This window comes from Paenibacillus hemerocallicola (assembly GCF_006265175.1).
In the GTDB taxonomy this organism is placed as follows: domain Bacteria; phylum Bacillota; class Bacilli; order Paenibacillales; family NBRC-103111; genus Paenibacillus_AB; species Paenibacillus_AB hemerocallicola.
In genome coordinates this window covers 51,805-77,607 of sequence record NZ_VDCQ01000025.1, presented here as the reverse complement: position 1 = coordinate 77,607, position 25,803 = coordinate 51,805, and the positions used below count along the sequence as shown (strand labels likewise).

The 25,803-nt window shown below is 51.2% G+C and carries 25 protein-coding genes, 1 pseudogene and 1 riboswitch; of the genes and pseudogenes, 20 read left to right on the top strand and 6 right to left on the bottom strand.

Features of this window, described 5'->3' with window-relative positions; all coding sequences use genetic code 11:
- The first annotated feature begins 29 nt into the window (after positions 1-29).
- The 5 genes and pseudogenes from FE784_RS18480 (at position 30) to FE784_RS18460 (ending at position 2,421) form a co-directional block, all read left to right on the top strand.
- Complete coding sequence (locus FE784_RS18480; protein WP_139603705.1) at positions 30-461, top strand: VOC family protein; 432 nt, start codon at positions 30-32, stop codon at positions 459-461.
- Positions 448-1,041, top strand: coding sequence for a TetR/AcrR family transcriptional regulator (locus FE784_RS18475; protein WP_139603704.1), 594 nt, complete (start codon positions 448-450; stop codon positions 1,039-1,041). The genes FE784_RS18480 and FE784_RS18475 overlap by 14 nt, the downstream gene beginning before the upstream one ends.
- 643 nt (positions 1,042-1,684) lie before the next feature.
- Positions 1,685-1,843, top strand: a pseudogene (locus FE784_RS42650) (hypothetical protein); the annotation flags it as partial.
- Between the two features lie 39 nt (positions 1,844-1,882).
- On the top strand, positions 1,883-2,047 hold the full coding sequence (locus FE784_RS42645; protein WP_342779115.1) for a hypothetical protein: 165 nt from the start codon (positions 1,883-1,885) through the stop codon (positions 2,045-2,047).
- 167 nt (positions 2,048-2,214) lie between these two features.
- On the top strand, positions 2,215-2,421 hold the full coding sequence (locus FE784_RS18460) for a hypothetical protein (RefSeq protein ID WP_139603703.1): 207 nt from the start codon (positions 2,215-2,217) through the stop codon (positions 2,419-2,421).
- A gap of 185 nt (positions 2,422-2,606) precedes the next feature.
- Here FE784_RS18460 and FE784_RS18455 read toward each other — a convergent pair whose 3' ends face one another.
- Together FE784_RS18455 and FE784_RS18450 are read right to left on the bottom strand one after the other, a co-directional pair.
- Complete coding sequence (locus FE784_RS18455; RefSeq protein ID WP_139603702.1) at positions 2,607-3,206, bottom strand: hypothetical protein; 600 nt, start codon at positions 3,204-3,206, stop codon at positions 2,607-2,609.
- Between the two features lie 23 nt (positions 3,207-3,229).
- Positions 3,230-3,883, bottom strand: coding sequence for a hypothetical protein (locus FE784_RS18450; RefSeq protein WP_139603701.1), 654 nt, complete (start codon positions 3,881-3,883; stop codon positions 3,230-3,232).
- Positions 3,884-4,567: 684 nt separating this feature from the next.
- On the opposite strand from FE784_RS18450, the gene FE784_RS18445 reads away from it, so the two are divergent.
- Together FE784_RS18445 and purT are read left to right on the top strand one after the other, a co-directional pair.
- Entirely contained in the window at positions 4,568-5,398 is an 831-nt protein-coding gene (locus FE784_RS18445) for an IS4 family transposase (RefSeq protein ID WP_176706345.1), read from the top strand.
- A 317-nt stretch (positions 5,399-5,715) separates the two neighbouring features.
- A riboswitch (ZMP/ZTP riboswitch) is annotated at positions 5,716-5,796 on the top strand.
- Positions 5,797-5,867: 71 nt separating this feature from the next.
- Entirely contained in the window at positions 5,868-7,028 is a 1,161-nt protein-coding gene (gene purT, locus FE784_RS18440) for a phosphoribosylglycinamide formyltransferase 2 (RefSeq protein ID WP_139603699.1), read from the top strand.
- Positions 7,029-7,745: 717 nt separating this feature from the next.
- On the opposite strand, the gene FE784_RS18435 is transcribed toward purT, so the two are convergent.
- Both FE784_RS18435 and FE784_RS18430 read right to left on the bottom strand, forming a co-directional pair.
- Entirely contained in the window at positions 7,746-8,588 is an 843-nt protein-coding gene (locus tag FE784_RS18435; RefSeq protein WP_139603698.1) for an ABC transporter permease, read from the bottom strand.
- Positions 8,585-9,568 (bottom strand): ATP-binding cassette domain-containing protein, encoded by a 984-nt coding sequence (locus tag FE784_RS18430; RefSeq protein WP_139603697.1) that lies wholly within the window; start codon positions 9,566-9,568, stop codon positions 8,585-8,587. The genes FE784_RS18435 and FE784_RS18430 overlap by 4 nt, the downstream gene beginning before the upstream one ends.
- Before the next feature lie 230 nt (positions 9,569-9,798).
- Here FE784_RS18430 and FE784_RS18425 point away from each other — a divergent pair, with 230 nt between their 5' ends.
- Together FE784_RS18425 and FE784_RS18420 are read left to right on the top strand one after the other, a co-directional pair.
- On the top strand, positions 9,799-10,557 hold the full coding sequence (locus tag FE784_RS18425; RefSeq protein ID WP_139603696.1) for a TetR/AcrR family transcriptional regulator: 759 nt from the start codon (positions 9,799-9,801) through the stop codon (positions 10,555-10,557).
- Positions 10,558-10,742: 185 nt separating this feature from the next.
- Complete coding sequence (locus FE784_RS18420) at positions 10,743-11,924, top strand: MFS transporter (RefSeq protein ID WP_139603695.1); 1,182 nt, start codon at positions 10,743-10,745, stop codon at positions 11,922-11,924.
- Positions 11,925-12,234: 310 nt separating this feature from the next.
- Here the strand turns inward: FE784_RS18420 and FE784_RS18415 are convergent, their stop codons facing one another.
- Positions 12,235-12,459: a helix-turn-helix domain-containing protein gene (locus FE784_RS18415; RefSeq protein WP_139603694.1), complete on the bottom strand. Its 225-nt coding sequence runs from the start codon at positions 12,457-12,459 to the stop codon at positions 12,235-12,237.
- 433 nt (positions 12,460-12,892) lie between these two features.
- On the opposite strand from FE784_RS18415, the gene FE784_RS18410 reads away from it, so the two are divergent.
- From FE784_RS18410 to FE784_RS18380, 7 genes are all read left to right on the top strand, one after another.
- Positions 12,893-13,258 carry a cytochrome-c oxidase gene (locus FE784_RS18410; RefSeq protein ID WP_139603693.1) on the top strand — a complete coding sequence of 122 codons (366 nt, stop codon included), beginning with the start codon at positions 12,893-12,895 and terminating at the stop codon, positions 13,256-13,258.
- Between the two features lie 472 nt (positions 13,259-13,730).
- A complete protein-coding gene (locus FE784_RS18405; RefSeq protein ID WP_139603692.1) occupies positions 13,731-13,925 on the top strand; it encodes a hypothetical protein in 195 nt (64 codons plus the stop codon).
- Between the two features lie 313 nt (positions 13,926-14,238).
- Positions 14,239-15,612 (top strand): nucleotidyltransferase family protein, encoded by a 1,374-nt coding sequence (locus tag FE784_RS18400; protein WP_139603691.1) that lies wholly within the window; start codon positions 14,239-14,241, stop codon positions 15,610-15,612.
- A gap of 67 nt (positions 15,613-15,679) precedes the next feature.
- Positions 15,680-16,129, top strand: coding sequence for a YdeI/OmpD-associated family protein (locus tag FE784_RS18395; protein ID WP_139603690.1), 450 nt, complete (start codon positions 15,680-15,682; stop codon positions 16,127-16,129).
- Positions 16,130-16,341: 212 nt separating this feature from the next.
- A complete protein-coding gene (locus FE784_RS18390; protein WP_139603689.1) occupies positions 16,342-18,309 on the top strand; it encodes an ABC transporter substrate-binding protein in 1,968 nt (655 codons plus the stop codon).
- A gap of 25 nt (positions 18,310-18,334) precedes the next feature.
- Positions 18,335-19,336, top strand: coding sequence for a FecCD family ABC transporter permease (locus FE784_RS18385; protein ID WP_139603739.1), 1,002 nt, complete (start codon positions 18,335-18,337; stop codon positions 19,334-19,336).
- Positions 19,329-20,336 (top strand): FecCD family ABC transporter permease, encoded by a 1,008-nt coding sequence (locus FE784_RS18380; RefSeq protein ID WP_139603688.1) that lies wholly within the window; start codon positions 19,329-19,331, stop codon positions 20,334-20,336. Before FE784_RS18385 ends, FE784_RS18380 begins: the two co-directional genes overlap by 8 nt.
- A 123-nt stretch (positions 20,337-20,459) precedes the next feature.
- On the opposite strand, the gene FE784_RS18375 is transcribed toward FE784_RS18380, so the two are convergent.
- Positions 20,460-21,047: an ASCH domain-containing protein gene (locus tag FE784_RS18375; RefSeq protein WP_139603687.1), complete on the bottom strand. Its 588-nt coding sequence runs from the start codon at positions 21,045-21,047 to the stop codon at positions 20,460-20,462.
- 290 nt (positions 21,048-21,337) lie between these two features.
- Between FE784_RS18375 and FE784_RS18370 the strand changes: the two genes are divergently transcribed.
- The 4 genes from FE784_RS18370 (at position 21,338) to FE784_RS18355 (ending at position 25,665) form a co-directional block, all read left to right on the top strand.
- A complete protein-coding gene (locus FE784_RS18370; protein ID WP_139603686.1) occupies positions 21,338-21,886 on the top strand; it encodes a hypothetical protein in 549 nt (182 codons plus the stop codon).
- A 72-nt stretch (positions 21,887-21,958) separates the two neighbouring features.
- Entirely contained in the window at positions 21,959-22,276 is a 318-nt protein-coding gene (locus tag FE784_RS18365; RefSeq protein WP_139603685.1) for a metal-sulfur cluster assembly factor, read from the top strand.
- Between the two features lie 381 nt (positions 22,277-22,657).
- Entirely contained in the window at positions 22,658-23,701 is a 1,044-nt protein-coding gene (locus tag FE784_RS18360; RefSeq protein ID WP_139603684.1) for an FUSC family protein, read from the top strand.
- A gap of 752 nt (positions 23,702-24,453) precedes the next feature.
- The gene (locus FE784_RS18355; protein ID WP_139603683.1) at positions 24,454-25,665 is read left to right on the top strand and encodes an MDR family MFS transporter; all 1,212 of its coding nucleotides are present in this window, start codon (positions 24,454-24,456) and stop codon (positions 25,663-25,665) included.
- Positions 25,666-25,803 lie beyond the last annotated feature (138 nt).

The window sequence follows — 25,803 nt, the reverse complement described above, 5'->3', positions numbered from 1 at the left end:
TATCATATACCAAAGGAGATCTGAAACTTATGATTACATCCAGCTTTTATCCGGTTATTATGACGGAACATGTTTCGGAAAGCGCGAAATTTTATGTAGACCATTTTGGTTTCGTGCCCGTTTTCGAGGCGGATTGGTACGTAAGCTTGCGTACGGGGGATTATGAACTGGCGCTCCTCGATGCGACGCACCCGACGGTTCCGGGCGATTTCCGGAAATCGGTGCAAGGCCTTATTCTCAATTTTGAAGTGGACGACGTGGATGCCGAATACGAGAGATTGATCAAGGCGGGGAAGCTCCCTTTGCACCTGGATATTCGCGATGAAGAATTCGGTCAACGTCATTTCATTACGAGCGATCCTAACGGTGTTCTGATCGATGTCATTAAAATCATTCCACCATCCGAAGCGCACAGCAGTCAATACATCGAGAAAGTATGGTCGGAAAATGAGGAAAAATAAAGCGGAAACCGACGAGACGATTCGCAAGCTGATTGCCGTCGCCCGGCAACATTTTACGGATAAAGGCTATGCGGCCTCGGCGTTGGAGGAAATCGGTCTGGAAGCGGAGTTGACGCGAGGAGCGCTGTACCATCATTTCGGCAATAAAAAAGGACTGTTTCAAGCCGTGTTCGAATCGGTGCAGAAGGAAGTCGCGGAGCGGGTCGAGACGGAAGCGGCCCGGAGCGACGATGTATGGGAGCAGCTGCTTCTGGGATGCCGAGCGTTCGTTGCGGCCGCCGTCGAAGAACGCAATAAGCGCGTCCTGCTTGTAGACGGACCTTCCGTGCTGGGATGGGACGTCTGGCGTATGATGGACGAACGGAACTCGATGCGGCTGTTGAGGGAGCAGCTTCACTCCATGAATGAGCTGGGTTGTTTTCGCCCGGTACCCATCGATGCGATGACTCATTCTCTCTCGGGCGCCTTGAATGAATCGGCGCTCTGGATCGCGCAGATGCCGGACGGCGTTCAGGCTTTGGAGGACGGCATGACCGTCATTTCTATGTTGCTGGACGGATTCAAGAAGCCAGGCCGATAGAGCGGATACAATGCGATATAGGCAATACTGTCGGGGCAAACATATCTTAAATGACCGCTGGAGCATTTTCGCCAGCGGTTTCTTTTCTTTGCAACAGTTCGATTCGTCCGAAAAGCGCCGGGCGGTAGTCCACAGAATTATACGCAACGCGTGTTGGTGGAATTTGTCGCCGTCGTCAAACGATAAGTTCAAATGGCGTTGCCCGTCCTATTGATTGCGGCGATGTGGGTCCGCCGGAAAAGTCGGAAAAGCATCCGGAATCACGCGATTGGCAAGTTGACCAAGCTATTATGCGACTTTCGAGGCAGAGAGCGGCGGTCGGATGGAATTGAAAGTCGGAGCGAAACGGTATGGCATGCTTGCGACAAAGTTTGGTATCAGATAAAAATAATTGCGATGGTTATTATTCAATTTGTCCTTCGAATAGGATGTTTCGACAGGGCAATGATGAGGAGGACCATATGGCCATCAATCTGCGGGGGATTGAACAGAGAGCGACAAGCGCCATAAACAACGTGACGAACGTTGCGACGGGTGTGGTGGAGAATACTATCCGGCAGGCCTGTTACCATAAATAAAACGGAACTTCCTGAAGAAGTGAGGAGTCAAAAAATTATATGGCCTCAACAACATGGTTTGAAAAATTAAAGATAAAGGCTCGAAACCTGAAACTCAATCTCTACGCTCTGTATCTGTCATACAAAGATCCTCGTATTCCATAGTATGCCGAAATCGTAGCAATTTTGGTGGTAGCTTACGCGTTCAGTCCAATCCCGACTTCATTCCCATTTTAGGATATTTGGATGATCTAATTATTGTACCGCTGGGGATTATGCTTGCTTTGAAGCTGATCGAGCCTTCAATAATCGAAGAATACAGACTTAAAGCAGAAGAGATTCGAAAAAATGGTAGACCTAAAAATTGGCTAATGGGCATGTTATTCATTGCTCTTTGGATTGCCTTAGCTGTTTGGGCAGGATTTGTCATACTGAAAGCATGGAGGTAGGAATTGAATTTTACAATAGTATCCATGCGTTTGCCCTTGGTGACAGCTACGCTGGTACTACCCCGAGTTAAACGACGAATTTGATTTGGTTCATTTCCCTGCAAAACGGGGGAAAGCCGGTAGCCGGCGCGCTGGTAGGATGCCACCGTCCAGGATGGTGCCTTCGATTGGACGAAAACGCCAAGTGCTCCGGCCTCCGCTTATCGCGGATCCCGGAGCACTTGACCAAAAAAGCATTCAAAGATCAAACCCTGAGCGAAAGAAAACAAAGCAAGTTCCTAGTATTCAAGGTGATGATAAAAACCGGCATGGCCGGTTTCCTGATCATTTTTGGGGGTTGCTCATGGATGCAAACCGGAGCGATTTACTACTAACAGCTGATACCTGTCCATCGGGCAACGACGCTTCTGCTGTCACCCCAGGCCGTCCGGATCCGAAAGAGAGCAGCCAGGAACGCGAGTGAAGGAAGGCCCGTGCAGTAAGAACACAAAAAAAATTCCCGATAAAAGGCGCATCGGGAATTTTTTTTGTGCTTTTTCCTTGCAGCCTTGCGGTCCGTTTATTTGGTCAAACGGTACTTTTCTAACACGCTTATCTTCAGGTTACGATAGTTTTCTTGAGTAGTTTCAATTTCTTTTTCACGTTGATCTTTTCCATCAATATTGTACCTTCCTTGGGAACCTGCGTATACCCAATAAGCTTGTTGTTTTTCATCCCAACTTAAATAAAAAATATACTTGTTGCCTGGAGAGGCTTTGTAATAGTTGAACATTGGATACTCGGTTTTCCCAGGCATCAAACCATTATCTTCAATATAGGTGGGTTCCAGTATTAGAAGAGGTTTACTTTGGTCGACAACCTTTCCATCTGATTTAATGATCTTATCAATCTTTATTTCAGTAAGCATTGCCGTATACTTTACTGGTGAATTTTGGGATTCGATTTTTCGAGGGTTTGTGTTATTTGTAACTGTCCCCTCAATAATCAAACCAACATCTCTTGCACTCTCTAACTCTTCCAGATTTTTATGCTGAATCTGCCAAGTACTTGCATGTACTGGTTTTACTGTAACTTTTTTATCCGCTATCGAATAGGCAATTGTAATAATTAAACACAGGCTTAAGGTCGCCAGTAATGTTACAGATATACGTCTATTCATTTTATTTTCCTCCAATCAATTGGTTATGGAAGGACGGGATCAAATTTTGCCTGTAAGTGGGCACTGTCGGTTGACGATGGTGATGTAATGCAACCAGTAGTACCGCAATTATTCATCCAATGGCTGCCGGTATGTGCAGTAGGGTTATAAAAGTGATTCAAGCCCAATCCGTGTCCAGTCTCATGACCGAGTAAGTGAGATCGGAAATCAGGCCCGAAGCCTGCCGCACCAGAAGCACGGGCATGATCAATCGTTATTGTGGCAATATCATATCGTTGATCAGTTCCAGGTACTTGAGTTGAAACATTCTCTACGGTACTACCATACACATGCCAAAAATCGACTATCCCAGCAGTACCAGCTGGTAGAACGTATTCGTCAATATAGTATTTCAGGTTGGCGGTTGATTCGCTTGAGGCAGAATTAATTATAGGACTTGGGTATGGAACGCTATTCCAACCACTTATAGCGTCTGCGACACTATCTGCATACCCATAACTGGCTACTGAAGGGCTAGACCACCAATACAGATTAGAGGGTGTAAAATCCCATTCCCCTCCATATAGGTGACCATTAGCATCTTGAGTATAGTCAGCGCTGACGCTGACGGCAATCCCGCAAACCAGTGTTAGTAGCAACAGGGTTGCGATCACCAATTTTCTTTTCTTTTGGAACATTTTCAACACCTCTCTAACAAAAATTAGGAACATACACTACATGTTAATTTAAACAATCAGCATTAGGCAACCATAAATTTACAAATAAATCAAAAAGATACTTTTGAACCATTTGTCTACAAGTGGTAATACCAGCGAAGCTGACATCACTCGCAAACATATGGATAAAAATGTAATATATTTCATGTCAGGAGAGTTCATTTTATGAGTAATAAATGTTAAAATTGCAGCCTGTTAGATTGAACTAACATGCCCGTTAGGTATGAGCTACAAGGGTATTACAGTTTCTTTTCCTTATGTCAGTACAAGAACTTGCTCCCATAAAATGAAAAAACCGCGTAGTACGCGGTTCTAATCAGGTATGCTCTTGTCCCCCGACACGAGCAATAGCCGCAGATCTCCTATGTTACTCCTATTCTAGCTATTTTGATTAAGCGGGATCTCTGTCTAAAACTCGATGGTCATAGGGATATAACCTACTCTGCCAGTTAGCTTAGTCCAATTAGTAAACTAAAGTTCCAAATCTGTTTTTGTAAATGGAACTTATTTAATAAATTCCCAATTCGATTCATGTGTTTGCGGTTGGTGTCAGCTACGCTGGTACTACCCCAAAATGGTAGCAAAAGAGTCGTCAACTCGGTAAAATGTTTGTACCCCTACAAACAACCGAAAGGTGACGACTCCATGAAAAAGTCTATCACGATTCCATCGAACCTTTCAATCCATCCTAACATCGGAAGAAGTAGCTCTCATTGTCCAAGCGGTTGGTTAGAATTTTCGAGCCGTATCTTGCTACTCATTGACTCCACCACAATGACCGTAGGGAAAACACGTTTGCCTTGGGCTCCCTATCATGGAGAACGTGCTGCGATTAAGTTGCATGTAACCTTACAGGATCAAAACATGCAGCCGCTTAACGTCACCGAAACGATTGGCTCCAAGCACGATGGGCCGGTATGCGAATCGTTAGAAAACACCGATTTTATTATGGTCATGGATCGCGCTTTTGGAAAATTGGAGCGTTTGGATCGGTATAAACAAGATGGACAATCCTTTGTGATTCGACTTCACGACAATGTTCATCTTAAAAACCCACATGCACTACGACGTCTTGTCGCCGAAGGTTCTTCTGTGATTCGCGATATCACTTGTCAACTGGGTACGCCTCAGTGTCGATCCGAGAAGCGTCACCGTATAGTCATCTTCCGTGATTTTGAGGGTAGAGAAATTCGCGTCGTTACGGATTTATTGGGAATAACGGCCGAACAAATCGCCCTGATTTACAAAGCGCGCTGGCAAATAGAGGTTTTCTTTCGCTGGATCAAGCAGCATTTAAACATCCCGACGCTATTTGGTACGACAGAAAATGCTGTTTATGGCCAACTTTTCTGCGCACTAATCGTCTTTGTGCTGCTCAAATGGCTGTTGATGGCGCAAACCATGCGTTGCCACGTCATGCGAAGATTTCTTTTGTTCGATTTACTCGCTTGCTGCTGCTTGATGAATTACCGATAGAATGGATGATACACATACATCGCATGCTTCGTTTTAATTTCAGACTTACTTCAGTTACATATTCTGGTTAATCAACAGGCCTGACTATCCGGGATATTGATTTTATACTCAGGAGAACCGGGCTGCTATACACGACCCGGGCGACGCCTTGCGGCAGCTCGTTTTGGGAATTCGAGCCGTATGAATGAAGGGCTTGCCGCCGTTACGGTCAACTGAGCGCTTATGATGGTCAGGAAGGAAAGCCCTCGGAAAACACGTCCGAACATGCGATATTGCATTTCGCCGTCATATTCAGTATGATCAAGCTGACAACCAAAATGTTTATGCGTGACTGGCGGAGCATGGGGAACCATGAGGGAGCGCATAAATGGTAACGGCCGTACGCCTGGGCAAAGGTAGGGAGATTGTATTTCTCCTTACCTTTTTTTGCGCGATCGGCGAAAATCAGGATGATGCGAGGGACGAACCGATGTTGAAAACGAAAAAAGTAATGCTGCTTGGCTCCGGAGAATTGGGCAAGGAAGTTATCCTCGAAGCGGCACGCCTGGGCGTGGAAACCGTTGCGGTAGACCGCTACGCGCATGCGCCAGCCATGCAGGTCGCCCAGCGCAGCTACGTCATCGATATGCTCGATGCGGAACGTCTGCGGGGCATTATCGAGCAGGAGCAGCCGGACCTCATCGTACCGGAGATCGAAGCGTTGGCGACGTCCGAGCTCGTGAAATTGGAGGAAGAAGGGTATCGCGTCATTCCTACCGCTCGCGCGGCCAAGCTAACGATGGATCGCGAAGGCATCCGTCGTCTGGCCTCGGAGAAGCTGGGGCTGCCGACGGCCGGCTACAAGTTCGCCGATACGTACGAGCAGTTCGTCCAGGCCGTCAAGGAGACCGGCTTTCCTTGCGTAATCAAACCGCTCATGAGCTCCTCGGGCAAAGGGCAGAGCGTTTGTCGCGAAGAGAAGGACATCGAGCGCAGCTGGAATATAGCGATGGAAGGCGGCCGAGTACAGAACGGACGGGTTATCATCGAAGAGTTTATCCGGTTCCAATCGGAGATTACGCTGCTTACGGTCCGTTCGGTAAGCGGGACGAGCTTCTGCGCCCCTATCGGACATATTCAGGAGAGCGGGGATTACATCGAGTCGTGGCAGCCCCACGACATGACGGAGCAACAGATCGGGGAAGCGAAGCATATCGCGAAGACGATTACGGACGAGCTCGGCGGTTATGGACTATTCGGAGTCGAGCTGTTTCTGGCGGAAGACAAAGTGTATTTCAGCGAAGTTTCTCCGCGTCCGCACGATACGGGATTGGTGACGCTGGTGACGCAAAATCTTTCCGAATTCGCAATCCACGTCCGCGCCGTTCTCGGTTATCCGATCCCAGAGATCGTGCTGATGACGCCGGGAGCAAGCCGGCCGTTGAAAGCGGATCGGGAGCTTGAGCACTATCGCATAGGCGGAGCGGACGAAGCTTTGTCCGTCCCGAACACGCAGCTTCGTATTTTCGGCAAGCCGGTTACGAAGTTTGGGCGGCGCATGGCGGTAGCGCTATCGACTGCCGACACTGTCGAAGAGGCACGCGTTCGCGCGAAGCTGGCTCTGGATAAGCTCGCCGTCGAAGAAGCGTAACTGGAGTTCGAAGATGCTCGCATTGGATTCGCTAGCTGATGTAGGGATACACAAAATTAGCTCTGATTTTGTACCAGACATTCTCGCCGTTTTGCCCGGAAGCCGTGGAAATCACGGCTTTTTTTGCTGTCTATGCGGCTTCACTGCACTAAAGCCAGCGAGAAATTCGCAGCATGATCGTTGCTACGGTATAGGAGGACACTTCGGCTCCGGAACAGGCTGTGCGTACCGTTTCGAAACGGAAAACATCAGGTTGTTGAGAAAGTCAAAAAGAGAAAAGAACCATCTAAAAGGAGTTGGGGAAATGGACTGCGGTTCATAAAAATAACTCGATTTTAACGGAAGTGGAGTGCATTCCCCGACTCCTTGCCTTCATCGCTTCCTCTTTTTGCACGCTTTCTCAACAACCTCAAAACCTACAGTTATTTTCCGGATGGCCGCCTGATTCTCGGGCGATAGCCGGATAAAGTACAGTTATTTCTGCCATATAGGCCGATTCGTCCACATGGCGATGAAATAGATGCATGATTTCCAGTTGAATACTAATGTCAGGCTATCGATGCCGCCGTTTACTGTAGGTTATCCATCTAAAACGGCAGCTGCCGCGCCAATCCATACATCGGACCCGACATCCGTTCCATACCGTTTTGCCGGTACGGGTTACACCGCTCTGGGATCTCCTCTTCCCATCTGCGGTAACTCATACGGCTACTCGTCTTAGCGCCTAAGCCCCCGATAGCGCCGTACGGAGAGGGGAAGGAAGACGGCAGTTAGCGCGATAGGCCATATGATGGCCAGTAGTATTCCGTTTCGGGCAATCCAGTTGTCTCCTTGCCAGCCGGGATTCATGAACAGCTCTCTCGCCGCGGCCGCCGTCGCGGACAAGGGATTCCATTCGGCAATGGCTCCCAGCCATGCGGGCATCGATGAAGGATCCACGAACACACTGGACAGAAATCCGATCGGCCAAACGAGTATTTGGACCGATACGACAGCTTCCGGACCTTTGGTCGAAAGGCCGATATAGATGCCTACCCAGAGCAGCGCGAAGCGAAGCAGAAGGAGCAGGCCGATTGCGGCGATCGCGGCATTCAGGCCGTCATGCCATTGCCAGCCCAGGAGTAGACCGGTGCCGATCAATACGGCAAGCCCGACTATCGAGTTCAGCATATCGGCGATGCAGCGCCCGAGTACGACGGCGGAAGCGTTCATGGGCATCGAGCGAAAGCGGTCGGTCACTCCTTTCGAAGCGTCCGAGGCAACTGAAATTACAGTCGTTTCCAACCCGAAAACCATCGTCATCGCAAACATGCCGGGCATCAGAAATTCGAAGTAGCCTCCGTCTCCCGGAACGCGAATGGCGCCGCCGAAAAGAAAGCCGAACATCAATACGATCATAACCGGGAACAACCAGCCCAGCAGGATGGTGCCCGGTCGTCCGCGCCAGTGCATGAAATCTCTGCGGGTCATGGTCCACACATCGCTGATCGCATATAGGAATCGTTGGCCTGGCGAATTAGGACGGTTGACGGATTCGGATGGATGAATAAATGTAGTCATGAATTTGCCTCCTCATTTTGATAAGGTGCCGTCGCTCCGGTCAGATGGATAAACACTTCATCCAATGTCGGACGGCGCAAGGAAATGTCCTTCGGCTCGACCCGTGCTTCCATAAGAGCCGCGGCGACCTTCATCAATGCGCCGGTGCGATCGGAGACGGGCGCGCTTATACGGTTTTCCGGTTCATCGACGGAGAGGTTGGCCGAAGCTATTTGCCGGAGGATCGTAATCGCCAGTTTGGTGTCGGCCTCGCTATCCAGTACGATCTCCAAACGGTCTCCGCCGATAGCCGATTTGAGTTGTTCCGGAGTTCCCTCGGCTACAATGACTCCAGCCTTAAGCATCGATATTTCGTCAGCGAGCCGATCGGCTTCTTCGAGATATTGAGTAGTCAACAGCACGGTCGTTCCCGCATCAGCCAGCGAGCGGATCGCCTCCCAAACTTCTTTTCTGGCCAAAGGGTCGAGTCCCGTTGTCGGTTCATCGACGAAGAGAACCGAGGGGGAGACGATCAAGCTGGCGGCCAGATCGAGCCGTCGGCGCATTCCGCCCGAATATTTGTCTGCCGGCGTGTTTCCCGCCTGAGTCAGGCCAAATCGTTCCAGCAATTCGTCCGCACGTTTCCTCGCTTCCTTCGCCGACAGATGGTTCAGCCTTCCAAACAGCTCTAGATTTTGGCGTCCCGTGAGGACCTCGTCCACGGCGGCATATTGTCCGACGAGTCCTATTTTTTCGCGCACGAGGTGGGCTTGTGTCGTCACATTGAAACCGGCGACAGTCGCTTCCCCGGCATCCATCCCGAGCAAGGTCGATAATATTTTTACCGCCGTAGTTTTGCCGGCCCCGTTCGGCCCCAGAAGTCCCCGTACCGCACCTTTTCGAACCTCCAGATTAAATCCGTTCAGTCCGGCTCCGTCCGCATTGCCTTTGTACTGTTTGCGTACTCCATAAGCTGCGATAGCGAGTTCCGTATTGTTCATGTTCGAAATCCTCCTTCAATCGGCTGCGAACGTCCAAGTGAGCTGCCTAACCGGACTAGAAGCTTTCGAAGACAGCCGCATATCGATATTCGTAGTATGTACCGTACAGTGTACTATTCATTTGAATCATTTGTCAACCGTCAATTCATATGCGTTTTCGAATATTCGGAGAGGGAGGCTATTTATGTTAAAATGGGTACAACAATAAACGAATTGGAGATAGAGCTTACATGAGCCAGAAGAGAACGGGGATCGACCCTGCGCGCAGCTTGAATTTATTATGGGGCTCCCAGACCGTACCTGGGCGATCGGGGCTGACGATCAAGAGTATCGTTACGGCGGGCATGGAAATCGCCGATACCGATGGCATCGAGGAGTTATCCATGCGCAAAGTGGCGGAACGGCTCGGAGTAGGGACGATGTCGCTATATACGTATGTGCCCGGGAAGACGGAGCTGCTTGATCTTATGCATGATTCGGCTTATGACCGTTTATATGAAAGTGCAAGCGAACCGGCAGAGCAAGGAGAAGACTGGCGCCAAGCGCTGCGATTCATAGCGGAGAAAAATTGGGAGCTGTATTGGGAACATCCGTGGATTCTGGATTTGTCGGGCAGACGTCCGGTACTCGGTCCCCATACGACGCTGAAATACGAGATCGAGCTTCGGGCATTGGAAGGGATCGGTCTGAGCGATATCGAGATGGATGCGACTTTGTCCCTAGTACTCATGCATGTAGAAAGCTGCGCGCGGTTGAAAACGGCAATGAAGGCGAATCAGCGAATGACGGAAATGGACGAGAATGAATGGTGGCTGGCTCACGCGCCGGTTCTGGAAAGACTGATCGATCCGTCGCAATTCCCGCTCGCATCGCGTGTCGGGGAGGCGGCAGGCCAAGCGAATCAGGGTCCCCACAATCCGGAGCATGCTTACTCGTTCGGACTTGAGCGTATTATGGATGGCATCGGCATACTGATTCGGAAGGCATAACATTTGATTGACCCGCCGAATCACGCCGCTTATGATGAGGGTACGTCAATTCGAATGAAGGAGACCGTCAAATGATTCCATTCGCAAGACCCCCCTGCTAAGATGTAGCCGCCAGTCCCCGAGCACCTCCGGCTCCGGTTGAGCGCAGCAAGAAGCCCAATCGGAACTTGGAGAGGAGCTCATTTATGAACGATACGACCAACCTTCGGATCCTGTTCGCGATCCGATTTTTCTCCAGCCTCATCCCGGCTTATGTAATCGAAAGACTATTCTGGGAAGAGCGGGGCATGACCGTACAGATGGTCGTGTATACGGAAATTATTTTTGCCTTGACGATCGTTCTTCTCGAAGTGCCGACCGGGATGATGGCCGACAAATGGGGCCGGAAAAAGATGCTGGTCATAAGCGCCCTGTTGGGATGCGGAGAGTTTTTGATCCTGTTGTTTGCGACCGAGTTTTGGCACTTCGCGTTGGTCGTCTTCTTGGCGGGAGTCAGCCGATCGGCCAGCAGCGGATCGGAGACCGCCCTGCTCTACGATTCTTTGGCGATGCAAGGAAAATCGTCCGATTTTGAAAAACAGCTGGGCCGGCTGAACGCCTGCGATCTCGTATCCGCCATTCTGGCCGCATTGTGCGGAAGCTTGCTTGCCAGTCGGTTCGGCCTGGAATTCAACTATTGGATATCGCTCGGAAGCGCGCTGATCGCATTGCTACTGTCCTGCCTGCTGGTAGAGCCGCCCGCAGCTACAGAAGATGCCGAAGTCGAGGAAGAGATTCCGTTCAAGCAATATGTATCGGCGTCTCTGCAATTTTTCCGGAAAAATCAGGGTGTCAGCCTTATGGTGCTGTCCGGAATGGTAACGGGCGCATCCATGGGCTACATTGAAGAATTTTGGCAGCTGTACGCGAACAGGCTGGAGATGCCGATTGCTTACTTCGGCGTACTGTCATCGGTAATCATGCTGCTTCAGCTGCCGGGCAACTTGCTTGCCCATGTACTGATCGGCAGGTTCAGCCTCAAATCGCTTATATTCATCATTACGGCTGTATTTGCCATCGGATTTACTTATGTGGCGGCCAACAAGGATTATATCGGCTTGGCGGCGATGCTGGTCATCTGCTTGTTCTCCGGCATAATGGGACCGCTTGCCAGCGGCTATTTGCATCACCGGATCGATTCCGGCATGCGGGCTACGATCGATTCCTTCCAGTCACTGGGGGAGAATCTGGTGCACATCGTTGCCGGGCTTGGCTTCGGTTATTTCTCTACCCGGTATGACGTATTCGGCGGTTATGGCTTCATCGCATTTCTTTGCTATGCTTTCCTCGTATGGTTCGTCGGTGCTTCTCGCAAAATCGAACAGTAAGACAAGCATAGCTGAAATAGGGGAGTAGTCGGAGGGGGGAGCTTGATTCAGAGGAGCTCCTCTTTTTTGTACATCAACAATCGGTTTCCCTCATCGAACTTTCTATTGTAACGTTCGTTCGCAGGCGATACCCGAGCATGTTTTGCAACCTATCCCCCTACTAACAGCTGTTACTGCAACACACGAATAACGATAGGGCGACCGTGCGGGTCATGGATCAACCATTCATGATAACCGGAGTCGCCGTTTTCCGTTGCTCTGGCGATAGCTTATTTTGTTGAAAGTTCACATTCTGTTACCCGTCCGCTGACTAACGGCGTTCATCGGAAGGCGTTAATTCGTACAGGCTGCGCACATCGCACTGCAGCGTATCGGCGATCGAAATTGCGAGCTTAAGAGACATTACTCTTTTATTGCCGATAAAGTCAACCAGCCGCTCCCGTCTCACCCGCAGTTCAAGCGCCAGCCGTTCCAGCGGCATTCCTGCTTCCTGAAGCCTTTCTTCCAGCAGGCAACGGCCAAGTTCGTACTTCATATGCATATGCCCCTCTCAGAAAAAAATCGTCCACGAATTCTATGATTTCCTTTCCGCTTTGGCTTCATCCACGGCTTTGATCTCGGGAACCGTAAGCGTAAACAGCGTGCCCGCCCCAGGCACTCTTAACATCACGCTTCTCGTTTAAGTCATTATATAAACGTCGGAGGAGCTGTGGGCAAACCACGATTATACGATCGTATAATACCGGGATGAAGCGGGCCGTGATACATTGAAAGGCGTGCGGGCCGCCGTTTCCGTCATAGAAGGTGGTCGTCGGAAAGGGGCGTGCAGGTTCGAACGGGAGCGACTCCTTGTCGATTGAGCAAGCGCTGACCGGGGTTTCGCCAATTGTCTCAAACCTTCGCGGAGACGAGAGGTGTGAGCAAGTTTGTACAGGTTGAATATAAACGTATCGAGGAGGAGACGCATTTTGGCCAGGAAAATGATCGTCGGTTCTACTTTTTATTTTGTTATAGGCGTTATTATGGGCATGGCGATGTCCATGACGGAAAACTACACGCTGTCCCCTGTTCACGCTCACGTTAATTTGCTTGGATGGGTATCATTGGCGCTCGGGGGCTTGCTGTATCAGCTGTATCCCGCTGCCGCGAATTCAAGACTCGGAAAATGGCACTTCTGGCTTCACATGCTCGGCATACCGCTAATGATGGCAGGGCTCGCGTGCATGCTGCTGACGGGCAGCGCCGCTTTCGTAGCCGCGGTTTCGGTCGGAGGCGTGTTCGTAGTCGTCGGCACCATTTTGTTTTCCGCCAATGCCGTCCGTCACATGTTGTAAACGATCCGGGCCGCCTGCATAGGCATAGGCGGGCAACTGCCGAAGAACTTACGATCTCGATACCGGAAAGAAGACACTGGTGAGCAAGGCCGCTGACGGTTACTCCCGGCAACATGATCTCCGACTCGCCGGTGGATTATCTGACTTATTAAACAAACCGGGATACCGCTTGTACTGTCATTTTAGAAAAAACTCTCCGTCGGAGAGTTTTTACATTTATATCCACTCGATTGCACTTGGTGACAGTTACGCCGGTATCGCCCCATATAGAACAAGATTAAACCATGGTCACACCTATCCCGATACTTTCCAAATGGCGGACATCCTCCCGCGGAGCTGCGCGGTCCGTAATGATCCGGTCGATTTTGGGCCAAGGGGCGACGAACGCCGGCCTCATGCAGAGGCGCGAATAAGCTGCTTGCAGACATGCTGGCGCTCCTCACTCCGGGATCGCGGCGTGTCCAAGGAGAGGTTGAAGAAAAGCGAGGGGTATGTGGAGCTGCTGTTCCCCGATACGCAGGCGGCAGGAAGAGGAGAGTCGGCCGTGCTGGAATGGCTGTGTCAGCATCGATTGCCCTACACGACGTTTCTCGCGAACGGAACCTACGGCAACGGTGTTGCCGAAGCGGTTAGCTACTTTTTGGAAGCCGTTCGGACCAATCGATAGGTTTGTGTGCAATATTTCGCTAGGACCAAACCAGCCTTCAGCTTTTAATATAGTGGGGGCTGATTGACGTTTTCATAGACTTATAACCGAAAGGTTGAAAAACCTGCAAACTGGATTGAATCAAGTGATCATATTATATCCCTTCGCTGAGACCAAGGTATCGGGGAGGGGATTTTTTGATTTTTCTATTCGTTGACAGTTCGAAAAAGCCAACCTACAATAGTATACGTACCTAACAAGTATGAACGTATACTGAACATTTTATTGAATAAATATTTCTAAATTATCCAACATCCAGGAAAAGGAGTCGTTCATGAAGACAGCTATTATTTTAGCGGCAGGTTCCGGCACGAAGATTTGGCCCTTCGCCGAAGTTCGACCAAAAGCGATGATACCAGTCGCCAATCGTCCGATCTTATGGCATCACGTGGAGCTGCTCGGCGGATTGGGATTTGATCACATCGTCATTGTCGGCGGCAGCATGGCCGAGCAGATCCGTCATTACTTTCGGAACGATCGACGGGTGACGGTCCTGCAGACGCAACCGAACTTGGGTACGGCCAAATCCTTGCATACGGCTAGACCGTATGTGAAGGATTCCGCTTTTCTCGTCCTTTACGGGGATACCCTGCTGGACCGGTCGGATGTGGAGGAAATGATAGCCCGTTTCGAGACCGGGGGACAGGAAGCGGTGGCGTTAGTCGATCCGCTTAAAGAAGAACAGCCCCAAGACTGGATCTGCTGCACCTTATCGGAAGGCAAGCTGGATCAGATCATGGGGCATCCCCGCAGGCCGTTCACTCACCGTTTTTGCGCATTCGCATTTGCGGATACGTTCTGGCCTTACGCGGAAACCAATTCAGGGCTGTTCACTAATGTCCAAGTCGGTATGATGCCGCCCATGGAAGCCTTTCTGGAAATGTCGGTTGCAGATTATATCCAAGACGGGAAAGAGGTACCGGCTGTGGAAGTGAAAGGCTTATTCGCGGATCTGGATAAGCCCTGGCATATCCTGTCGGCGAACCAGCGAGTAGCGAAGCTCCAATGCGGCTGCTTGACCGGGCACGTACTCGGGGAAGGCTCGTCGATCCATCCCAGCGCAGCTATAGATGGTTTCGTGAAAATGGGAAAGTGCAGTGCAATCGGACGCAACGTGGTGATCAAAGGAAATGTGATCGTTGGCGACCATACGATCATAGAAAACGGAGCGATCCTGGGCGGAAACAATATCATCGGCGACCATACTTACATAGGAAATTATTGTCAAGTGTCGGCGGGATCTGTAATCGGTCATAAGTGCATTATTTCCCATTGTGCCGAGATCAACGGTCTGACGATGGATGTGGTTCACTTGACGCATTATATGGAGTTTTACGGCATTATCGGAAGCCATACCGATCTTGGAGCGGCTACGGTATGCGGAACCCTTCGGTTTGACGACCGCTATGCGATGCACAGGGTGAAGGGACGACGGGAATATCCGAAGGAGCATGCGAACGCCACTTTCATGGGCGATTATGCGAGGACCGGCGTGAATGCGGTCTTGATGCCCGGCTGCAAGGTGGGGGTAAACAGCATCGTGGGGTCCGGAGTCATCCTGGAAGAGGATTTGCCGAATCGGACTTCGATCTATCAAAAGCAGGAGCTGGTCCGCAGGGAATGGGGACCGGAGCAATACGGGTGGTAGTATCGGGTGCCGATAATCATTTCGGGAATAACCTTTATAATGAACAATTGGAATAGGAGGCCATTCCATGAAATTTCGTACCATTGTCGAGTTGGGCGGGAAGACGGCCACCGGCATCCAAGTTCCGGAGGAAGTCGTCGCGAGTTTGGGGACAAGCAAGAAGCCTCCGGTCAAGGTGTCGATCGGCAGCTATACTTATCGCAGCACTGTAGCGGTCATGGGCGGTCGATTCATGATACCGCTCAGCGCGGCGAACCGTTCGGGTGCCGGCGTAGCCGCAGGAGACGAAATCGAGGTCGAGCTCGAGCTGGATAACGAGCCCCGCGAAATCGTCATTCCGGCCGACTTCGCGGAAGCGCTGGACGGAGACCCGGAAGCGAAATCGTTTTTCGAGAAATTATCTTATAGCAACAAAGGGCGTTTCGTCCTGTCGATCGAAGATGCGAAGACAGCGGAGACGCGTCAGCGGCGTATCGATAAAGCGGTAAGCTCGCTGAGAGCGGGCAAATCCCAGTAGTGCCTCAAGCATTGAAGCTGAAGAAGGTCAAGAAGAGTTAAAAAGGTATGTTTTAGTCCTTAACGGACTGAAACGCACCTTTTTTTCGTAACGGAACCAAACGAGTAGAGAGATATGGAAAATCAATGATTGTAAATGAGAATGATTATCATTTATAATGAAGGGTATGTAGTCAATCAATCTTTTGAGGTAGAAGGGGCTGGACAGATCGCATGAACCTGCATGACCACCTATTGTTATGGAACCATGCTTCCGTCAGGTTGATGGATATTCGCTATACGAGAATGGAGAATGGGGAGGAGCTGCGCGCATACCGATTGCCCGCCAGCGTATTTCTGTATGCAACCCGCGGCGGCGCCCAGGTGTGGCTGGACGGCGTGCCCCATACGGCGCAACGATTCCATGTGTTTCATGGCGGGAAAGGACTTTGCCTGGACATTAGAGCCAAAGAATGCTTCGAGTACTATATGATCCTGTATAAAGCTACGGCATCTTTGCCCGGCAAACAAGAGATCGTGAGAATTATGGACACGAACAATCCTTTTCAGATGCAATTCGGTTTCGCTCCGCATTATCCCATTGCATTACTGGATATCGTCGAACGGATGAATAAGCAATGGGGTTTGGCAGGGCTGCTGGAGAAATTGCAGGTGAAAACGTTGTTTCATCAATTCATATACGAGCTTATGTGGCAGCTCGACAATCAAAGGATCGAATCGTCCAAGCCCGATCCGGTCGGACAAGCGGTACGCTACATGCACCAGCAGTATGGCCAGCCGATTACGCTCGAATCATTGGCGGATATGCTCGATTGCAATACGAGACAGTTTCTGAGAATGTTCAAAAGCAGGCACAATACGAGTCCCATCGATTATTTGACGCACGTTCGACTTACCCGGGCAAAGGAATTGCTGCTCCAAACGGATTGTACGCTGAAGGAGATCGCGGAGAGCGTCGGTTATTCGGACAGTTATTATTTCAGCCGAGTCTTCAAAAAATATGAAGGCGTTTCTCCGACAAGTTTCAAGGAAAAGGCCAGGAAACCGGGATGGAGTCGAAAAAATCCATCCTATGTGTCGACATCTCCCATTGCTGCCGGAAAGCTTCGGCGATATATTGGTAATGACTTTGATAATCGTTATCAATATAACAAAAAGGGAGACTTACCAATGCGCAGAAGAACCGGAACATCAATGGCGGCAACCTTATTGTTTTGCTTCGCTTTATTGCTCAGTGCGTGTACGACCGGCACGACAACATCCAATGGAGTAAACGGGGGCTCGGCCAATGCGGAAGCGACGTCTCCGGCGGCCAAAGCTTCAACGGCCACGGAATCGGCGCGGGTAATCAAGCACGCCATGGGCGAGACCACTCTTATAGGCACACCCAAACGAGTGGTAATCCTTACGAATGAAGGGACGGAGGCGCTTCTTGCAGTCGGGGTCAAGCCGGTAGGCGCGGTCCAATCCTGGATCGGCAGCCCGTGGTATGACCACATCAAGGACGAGATGAAGGACGTATCCGTCGTGGGCGACGAGCTGCAGCCGAATATCGAGCTGATCGCCGGCCTCAAGCCGGATCTCATTATCGGGAATAAAGCGAGGCAGGAGAAAGTATACGAGCAATTGAAGCAGATCGCGCCTACCGTATTCGCCGAGGATTTGGGCGGCGATTGGCAAATCAATTTCAAGCTGTATATGGAAGCGATCAATAAAAAAGAAGAGGGCGACAAGACGATGGCCGCCTTCGACAAACGCGTCTCCGAGGTGAAAGCGAAGCTGGGCGCCAAAACCGCTACCAAAGTATCGGTCGCCCGTTTCTCCGCAACGCAGGTCCGGATCTACCAGAAGCAGTCGTTTTCCGGGGTGCTCCTGAATCAACTCGGTATTGCCCGTCCGGCTTCCCAGGACAAGGAGTCTTTCATCGAGGTCATGAGCAAGGAGAAAATTCCGAGCATGGACGGCGACGTACTTTTCTACTTCGTGACGGAAGCGGCAGGCAAGACCGATGCGGCGAAGGTCGTGCAGGAATGGATGAATGATCCGTTGTTCAAAAACTTGAGCGTATACAAGAACAAGAAGGTCATTCAAGTGGACGAAGCTATTTGGAATTCGGCGGGCGGATATAAAGCGGCCAATCTGTTGCTGGACGAGCTCGCCGCTTATTTCGAGGTGAAGTAATCCAGTGGCGAGCGTAAATGGGGTAATGATCCGAAGCGGCAGAGGAAAGCTAGCAGGCTTTGCAATCGGACTAGCAGTCGTGCTGATCGCGCTGCTCGCCAGTATTTTATTCGGTCTGCAGCAATTCGGCATCCGCGAGCTATGGCTTGCCTATAGTCAGTTTGACGGATCCAACGAGCACCTCATTCTCACGACGACACGGGTTCCCCGGGCGTTAATCGCCGCTGCGGTCGGGGCCAGCCTTGCCATTGCGGGAGCGATCATGCAGGTGCTGACGAAAAATCCGCTGGCTTCTCCGTCCCTATTCGGGATTAACTCCGGAGCCGTCTTGTTCATCGTGGTTGGAATCGCTTTTTTTGGCTCGTCATTGACAATGGGCGGAATGATCTGGATCGCATTCGCTGGAGCGGCGCTTACATCTTTGCTCGTCTACGGGTTAAGCATACAGGGAAGCGGCGGATTCGAGCCGATCAAGCTGACGTTGGCCGGCGCGGCCGTGGCTGCGTTCGCCTCATCCGTCACTTCGGGAATTATGCTCGTTCACAAGCAGTCGTTGGACACGGCCTTGTTTTGGATGGTCGGCTCCGTCTCGGGCAGGCAGCTGAGCCACTTGCTGACCGTACTGCCGTATATTTCCTCAGGCTGGCTTCTAGCGATGCTCATTTCCGGTTCGCTCAACGTAATGGCGCTTGGAGACGACAGCGCAAAATCGCTGGGACAGCGTCTCCCGCTTATCCGCCTGGCGTCCATGATCGCTGTCGTTCTGCTGGCAGGCAGCTCCGTTTCCGCTGCGGGCCCGATCGCTTTCATCGGGCTGATCGTGCCGCACTTATGCAGGTTCCTGGTCGGGAATGACCATCGATGGCTGCTCCCGTATTGCGCCGTGACCGGCGCGATCCTTCTGGTGTCGGCCGATCTCGCGTCGCGGTTTGTCCTGATGCCGAAGGAAGTTCCCGTCGGAGTCGCAACGGCGCTTATCGGCGTGCCATTTCTCATCTATGTGGCGAGAAGGAGGAACCATGGCTAGACGTCAAGGTCAAGCAGGGAAATATGCGGCGATACTGCTTTCGCTCGGTTTGCTGACGGTTGCCTTATCCGTCTTTTGCTTATCCGTAGGAAGCGTCTCCATTCCAATCAGAGAGGTGCTTCTATCTCTCATAGGCAGAAATGGGGAAGGCAGCGATTTGATTATCATGCAGTTCCGTTTGCCGAGAATTGTGGCGGCGCTGTTGATCGGAGCGGCGTTGGCGGTTTCCGGCAGCCTATTCCAGGGGATGATCCGCAATCCGCTTGCCTCGCCCGATTTGCTGGGTGTGACGGGCGGTGCTTCGGTGGCTGTAGTAGCATTTATGACCCTATTCACCGGCTACAGTATACATTGGGTTCCCGTTATTGCAATCGCGGGTGCATTCATGGCTGCCGCTATCAATTATGCAATGGCATGGAAAAGGGGAGTGACCCCATTCCGGCTAGTGCTTATCGGTATCGGCATATCGACGGCGATGAGCGCGATGACGATGTTCTTGCTGTTGAGCGGACCGGCCTATTTGGCCGCACAGGTGCTGAATTGGATGACCGGGAGCATTTACGGGACCAATTGGCGGTACATTGAAGCCGTTTGGCCTTGGGTTACCGTCCTGATCCCGTTGGCCTTGCTGTTCGCAAAAGAGCTGAATATCCAATCGTTGGGCGAGGAAGCGGCGATCGGTCTTGGAAGCAGGCTTCAGCTGAGCCGATTGCTCGTGTTGCTGATTGGCGTCGCTCTCGCCGGTGCGGCGGTGGGGGTAGCCGGTACTATATCGTTTATCGGATTGCTGGCACCGTACATGGCGAGGAAGCTAGCGGGCAACTCTTACCGAATCCTCATTCCGGTCGCCGCTTTCCTGGGCGCGATAACTTTGCTGTTGGCCGACCTCGCGGGTAGAATGCTGTTCCAGCCGCTGGACATTCCCGCCGGTGTTTTCACCGCGGGAGTAGGAGCCCCATTTTTCATGTACCTTTTGTTCAAGCGCAAACGGTTAGGGTAACGTCATTGTCTGTTTCCGAGTAGCGGTGTACCGGTCTCCGGTAAAGTTTTAAGGCTGGACAATACGCCGGGCCAACCGCTGCCGACGAAACGGAACGTAATCGGAGCATGCATCGTGGGCATTTCAAACCAGACCAAGTTTGTTCATGACCATTCGTCCGCGCGGCGAGATCCGATACCCGGTGCCGAGGCTGATCGTAAGCCCGAGATTTTTCAGCTTGCGGACGTTCAATTTCAGCTTCTCCGTCTCCCAGCCGATCGAGGCGGCGAGATCCGTCGCTCTTAAGCCGGGATGCTCGTTAACGAGACATAGAAACTTAACGGTCCAAGGACCGTGCGCACTTGCTTTGTCCAACCGTTCCAATCTTGTTCGCAAATCCGCAAATTCCGCATCGGTCATTTCGTCGCGTTCCCGCAATTGTTCCCGCGGATCGGCCCCGATACGGATCACCTCTATCCGGAAGATGTCCCCCTCGTCGCTAAACGAATCGATTTCCTTGAACAGTTCTCCGCGTGTGGAAAACCCGGCCCGAACCGCGTCCGTCTCCGTGATCTCCCGTTCGGGGACGACCGCAATCGAAGTAATCTCAAGCAGCCCGATCGGGGTGTGAAGCCGGCTTCCCGTCTTGACACTGGCCCGTTTCCATCGGCGGAACGCCACCGAAATGACACCGTCTGCGATCCCGTCCAATATCCGTTGCTTAAAAAGCATGCGTCCCATTCCTTCCTGCAAGCCATTCCGGGCTTGCACGTGTCTGGTCAGTCACCTGCCATAAGAGTGAATATTTGGTAACATTATAATTAAAAAGTTGTATATTGTCACGCGGCGGCATCCGGCCCTATTCATTCTCGATCCGAAGGCCGTTTTTCTTTTTGGGAGGAAACCAATCTTGGAAGCGATATAGCAATCAGTAAGAAATTGCACGGGCACTTATGTGTTATAATTTGACAAACAATTGCCGTCATGCGGCAGTACAGCTCTAATAACAGGAGGACTAGTCTATGGACAGTCACGCACGAAGCTGTATCGAAAATCTGAAATCCCAAGATAAGGACGTGCGATACCAAGCCCTTCTCGAGATTCAAGCTTTAACCAATGACAAGGTGGATTGGTCGTACGAGATTTGGGATTCGCTCGTACAGGATTTGACGCATCCGGATAACCATCAACGGGCGATCGCGGCACAGCTGCTGTGCAATTTGGCCATAAGCGATCCGGAGGGCAGAATATTCGATGATTTTGCCGCATTGATCGAACTGACAAAGGACAAGCGGTTCGTCACGGCGAGACACGGGCTGCAAGCTTTGTGGAAAATCGGCTTGGCGGGGGAACGGCAGAAAGAGATGCTGATAAACGGTCTCGCCGAGCGGTACAGAACTTGTATGCAGGAAAAGAATGGGACCTTGATTCGGTTCGACATTATTCAAGGCTTCAGGAAGCTGTATGATTCGGACCATGACGAGACAGTCAAGGAAAAAGCGTTGGACCTGATCGACAGGGAAGAAGATCTGAAATATCGGAAAAAGTACGCTTCCCTTTGGAAAAAATAAGAACGGGATCGTCCGGGCACCATAAGTTGGCACGAAGTGACGTTGCCATACATGCCCCGGAGGTGAACAAGTTTGAAAGTAGAAGATCGGGTTTGGTCGTCGTTGGAAAACGTTATCGATCCCGAGGTCGGGGTTAATATCGTCGACTTGGGACTCGTGTATGACGTATCGGCGGATGAAGCCGGCGACGTGAAGATCGAGATGACATTAACGATTCCGGAATGTCCGCTCGCCGATGAAATTGTCGATCAAGCAAAGACGGTGGCGGCTGAAACTCCTGGTGTGAATGAGGTCGAAGTCCGGCTCGTGTGGGAGCCGAAATGGACACCGGCCATGATGAATGACCAAGCGATTGAGGAAATAAGATCGCGCCGGGCGTCGACTCCGTAAACCATCAGGCAAGCTTGCCGAAGCCGATGTTTTGAAGCCGCACAGTGGGGACAAAAGGCTCTGGATCTGCTGCGACGCGAACTCGCCGTCCCACTCGCCGTCCAATGTAAATCGTTTGCCGATAGTAGCTGAAGAAAGTAATCTCGCACTGCTAGAGGAAAGGACCCTGGAGCATGTTCTGGTGGTCCTTTTTTGCGTATACGGCATAGTTTGAATATAGCATTCATTTCCTTGATGTCCGGATAACCAAAGGATTGTTTCGTAATGCCGAGGAACGTTTATTGGTGACTATCGGCGGCTGTGTCGTTTCGACTTGTTGTATCGATGTGCGGATTGTATAATTCTCTTTGTTGTGCTAACGAAACGAAGGAGGGAGATTACATGACATTCGGAGCCCGGATGCTGAAGACGGGAATCGCTGTCACCTTGGCCTTATACATAAGCACTTGGCTCCATTTTACTCCCCCTGTCATTGCCGCCGTGGCGGCGATCTTTGCGATGCAGCCCTCGATCTACCGTTCCTGGCGCTATTTTCTCGAACAGGTGCAGACGAATACGCTCGGAGCCGTGATCGCGATGCTGGCCGGGACGTTTTTCTCCAATGAGCCGATCGCTATCGGGGTTGTATGCATCCTTGTCATTATGCTGTGCATGAAGTTCAAGATGGAAGAAACGATCGGCTTGACGCTGGTGACGGTTATAGCCGTTATGGAGGCTTCGGGGCAGTGGGGCTTTGCCTTGAACCGGTTTCTGCTCAGCTTGATCGGCATCGTATCCGCTTTTGTGATCAATATCGCGGTTCTGCCTCCGAAGCCGAAGGAGCAATTTCACGAACAGGTCCAATCGGTCTTTACCCAACTATCTTTGCTGCTGCGCACCGCCATTTCCGACGAGATACGGGAGAAGGTGTTCCGCGAACAGAAGCAGGCGCTGCAGGATGGCGTTGCGTCACTGGCCGCCAAGTACAAGCTGCTCGAGGAGGAGCATAAGAAGCTGAAGCGCGCCAAATACCGGCAAAGGCGCGAGCTTGTCGTGGACAAGCAGATGCTCTACACGCTGCAGAAAGGCTTCGAGGTATTGGAGGCGGTCCAAGAGCATTTTTTCCAAGCGGAGAGAACGGCGAATATGAACAAAAGCTATGATCGGCATCTGGAGAAAGTAATCAAGTTTCACGAGCATGTGCTTCTGAAGTTCGAAGACAAGCTGAAGCCCGGCAGCTGGGATTCGACTCCGCTCGAGGAAGCAAACGATCTGTTTATGAGGCAAGCGACCGACGGTTACAACGAAGGCAGGAACGGTGCTCTGCGACTCATGATCGTCGCGGCTGCCATATACGATTACGGTCATCAGACGGCACGTCTGAACCGTATGGTCGAGCACGTCGATCCGGACGAAGAAGAGATTGTGGAGGAAGCGCGAGCTTGAGCGGGCAGCATTCCGCGATTCCGTGCATAGGAAGCTCCGATAAAGCTTGAGAAATCAAGCTTTTTTCTTTTGTGCGGAGTGTGCCGCGAAATGCGCGATTTTCATGCTATAATAGCGGCATTCGAGATGGAAGTGTGGGGGAACCCGACTATGAATCCATCTTCGCAAACGTCATTGCTGCTGTTGTCCTCCGTGTTCCGTCGAGACTGGTCTTCGCAACGATCCATTTCCTTTCGTGTGGGTCGAAAGCCCGTAGCCTGTTTCATCTCGCAGGGAGAAGTCTGGTTGGAGGCGAACGGGGAAAGCGGACGAATGATGAAAGGGCAGCTATATATATGGCCGAGCGGCACCGAAATCCGGGCGACGCCTCGGTCCGGAGAGGTCCGGGGGGATGTCCTGTTTCTGCAGCATGTCTCTCATGCCAATCGGAGAAACGAATGGGGTTTGAGCCCGGACTCGGAGTCTATGTCATTCCTGCATGCATCCGGCAGATTGCCGTCGGAGGACGCCTTGCGTCTCCGGGAAGTTCAACTTACTGATCTTCACTCGACTGATGTTTGCTTCCACATTCGGGGAGCAGCACTGGTCGGCTTTTTAATTGGAATTCGGTTTAATTTCGAAAGGAGGGCGCTTTTTTTCCAAATCCTGCGCTCATTCGGCCGTAACCTTGCTATAATGCAAGATAGAGCATGCTAGGACATGTGCCAATCGGCGATATACCGACGAGCGGAGCTAAGGGAAGGTGACCGGCTATGGCTTTACAGGCGTGGAAAGTGGCGCCAAGCAGTATTAAAGCGTTGTACGTCTGTTCGTTTCTGATGAATTTGGGATTTTACGCTTTGATCCCGTATCTTACGCTTCATTTGACCGGCAATTTCTTATGGTCGTTGGCGCTCACCGGCGTTTTGCTCGGCGTCCGTCAGTTTTCGCAGCAAGGCTTCACGTTCATAGGAGGAATTGTGGCGGACCGGTTCGGCTGCAAAGAAACTCTCGTTTTTGGAGTCGGGGTGCGCGCCGTCGGCTTTTTGGCATTTGCCTTTTGCACCGACATGTGGCAATTTTTTGCCGCTGCTATCGTTTCCGGATTGGGCGGGGCGCTGTTCGAGCCCTCGTATCAGGCCGCTTTCGCCAGATTAACGCCTGAGGAGCATCGGAAGCTGCTGTTTTCGTTCAAAAATATCGTATCCAACCTCGGCATGGTTTCTTCCACCATCGTAGGGAGTATCCTCAGTTCACTGGATTTCTTTTATTTGTCACTCGTATCGGGCGGAATTTATATATTCATCGCATGCCTCATCGCTTGGAAATTGCCGCGGCTGAACGTTGATTTCTCGAGAGAGAGCGTATTGAAGGACATGCAGACGATTTTCAAAGACAAGCCTTTTGTCGCCTACACCTTGATTCTGATCGGCTATTACTATTTGTTCATGCAGCTTTTCTTGACCTTGCCGCAATTGGCCGAAACGGTGGCCGGAAATAAAAACGGGGTCGCCTACGTATATGCCGCGATTTCAATCTCGGTCATCCTGTTTCAGCTGAGGATTACAAGGGCGCTACAAAACTACGAAAACCGCTTTATGCTAATCGGGCTCGGGACGCTCGTCATGGGGCTCGGGCTGTTTGCCTTTACGTTTGCGTATAACTTGATTCTGTTATTGGCAGGCTCGGTCGTATTTGCATTCGGCACCATGATCGCCGGTCCGCTTCTGATGGATGTCGTACCGATGTTCGCACCCCCGAGGCAGATCGCCTCGTATTACGGATTTAACGGCTATTCCTTGGCCATCGGTGGAGCCTTGAGTACGATTGTGGGGGGCTGGTTCTACGACCTGGGGATCCATTTGGGCTGGCCGGGGCTGCCGTGGATCGTCTGTCTGGTTGTCGCTTTGACGGCGTCATGGCGATTGTACAGGCTGAAAGATAACCGGAATCGGTTTCAGAGCGCGTCGCTTGAGAAAAGTTAAATAGTGAGTAGACCGACAGCTACGAACGGGCAGAGATAGTTGGATGTTTTTTTGTACAGAGGTTTAATGATTTATTGGATCACGTCAAAGAAATTACACATTTACTAAAACAAAGGAACACAGATCAAATATGAGCTG

Bases quoted from the DNA above. Each gene is read 5' to 3' on its own strand.
- FE784_RS18480 (WP_139603705.1), top strand. From the start codon at position 30: ATGATTACATCCAGCTTTTATCCGGTTATTATGACGGAACATGTTTCG.
- FE784_RS18475 (WP_139603704.1), top strand. From the start codon at position 448: ATGAGGAAAAATAAAGCGGAAACCGACGAGACGATTCGCAAGCTGATT.
- FE784_RS18455 (WP_139603702.1), bottom strand. From the start codon at position 3,206: ATGAATAGACGTATATCTGTAACATTACTGGCGACCTTAAGCCTGTGT.
- FE784_RS18450 (WP_139603701.1), bottom strand. From the start codon at position 3,883: ATGTTCCAAAAGAAAAGAAAATTGGTGATCGCAACCCTGTTGCTACTA.
- FE784_RS18445 (WP_176706345.1), top strand. From the start codon at position 4,568: ATGAAAAAGTCTATCACGATTCCATCGAACCTTTCAATCCATCCTAAC.
- purT (WP_139603699.1), top strand. From the start codon at position 5,868: ATGTTGAAAACGAAAAAAGTAATGCTGCTTGGCTCCGGAGAATTGGGC.
- FE784_RS18435 (WP_139603698.1), bottom strand. From the start codon at position 8,588: ATGACTACATTTATTCATCCATCCGAATCCGTCAACCGTCCTAATTCG.
- FE784_RS18430 (WP_139603697.1), bottom strand. From the start codon at position 9,568: ATGAACAATACGGAACTCGCTATCGCAGCTTATGGAGTACGCAAACAG.
- FE784_RS18425 (WP_139603696.1), top strand. From the start codon at position 9,799: ATGAGCCAGAAGAGAACGGGGATCGACCCTGCGCGCAGCTTGAATTTA.
- FE784_RS18420 (WP_139603695.1), top strand. From the start codon at position 10,743: ATGAACGATACGACCAACCTTCGGATCCTGTTCGCGATCCGATTTTTC.
- FE784_RS18415 (WP_139603694.1), bottom strand. From the start codon at position 12,459: ATGAAGTACGAACTTGGCCGTTGCCTGCTGGAAGAAAGGCTTCAGGAA.
- FE784_RS18400 (WP_139603691.1), top strand. From the start codon at position 14,239: ATGAAGACAGCTATTATTTTAGCGGCAGGTTCCGGCACGAAGATTTGG.
- FE784_RS18395 (WP_139603690.1), top strand. From the start codon at position 15,680: ATGAAATTTCGTACCATTGTCGAGTTGGGCGGGAAGACGGCCACCGGC.
- FE784_RS18390 (WP_139603689.1), top strand. From the start codon at position 16,342: ATGAACCTGCATGACCACCTATTGTTATGGAACCATGCTTCCGTCAGG.
- FE784_RS18385 (WP_139603739.1), top strand. From the start codon at position 18,335: ATGATCCGAAGCGGCAGAGGAAAGCTAGCAGGCTTTGCAATCGGACTA.
- FE784_RS18380 (WP_139603688.1), top strand. From the start codon at position 19,329: ATGGCTAGACGTCAAGGTCAAGCAGGGAAATATGCGGCGATACTGCTT.
- FE784_RS18375 (WP_139603687.1), bottom strand. From the start codon at position 21,047: ATGCTTTTTAAGCAACGGATATTGGACGGGATCGCAGACGGTGTCATT.
- FE784_RS18370 (WP_139603686.1), top strand. From the start codon at position 21,338: ATGGACAGTCACGCACGAAGCTGTATCGAAAATCTGAAATCCCAAGAT.
- FE784_RS18360 (WP_139603684.1), top strand. From the start codon at position 22,658: ATGACATTCGGAGCCCGGATGCTGAAGACGGGAATCGCTGTCACCTTG.
- FE784_RS18355 (WP_139603683.1), top strand. From the start codon at position 24,454: ATGGCTTTACAGGCGTGGAAAGTGGCGCCAAGCAGTATTAAAGCGTTG.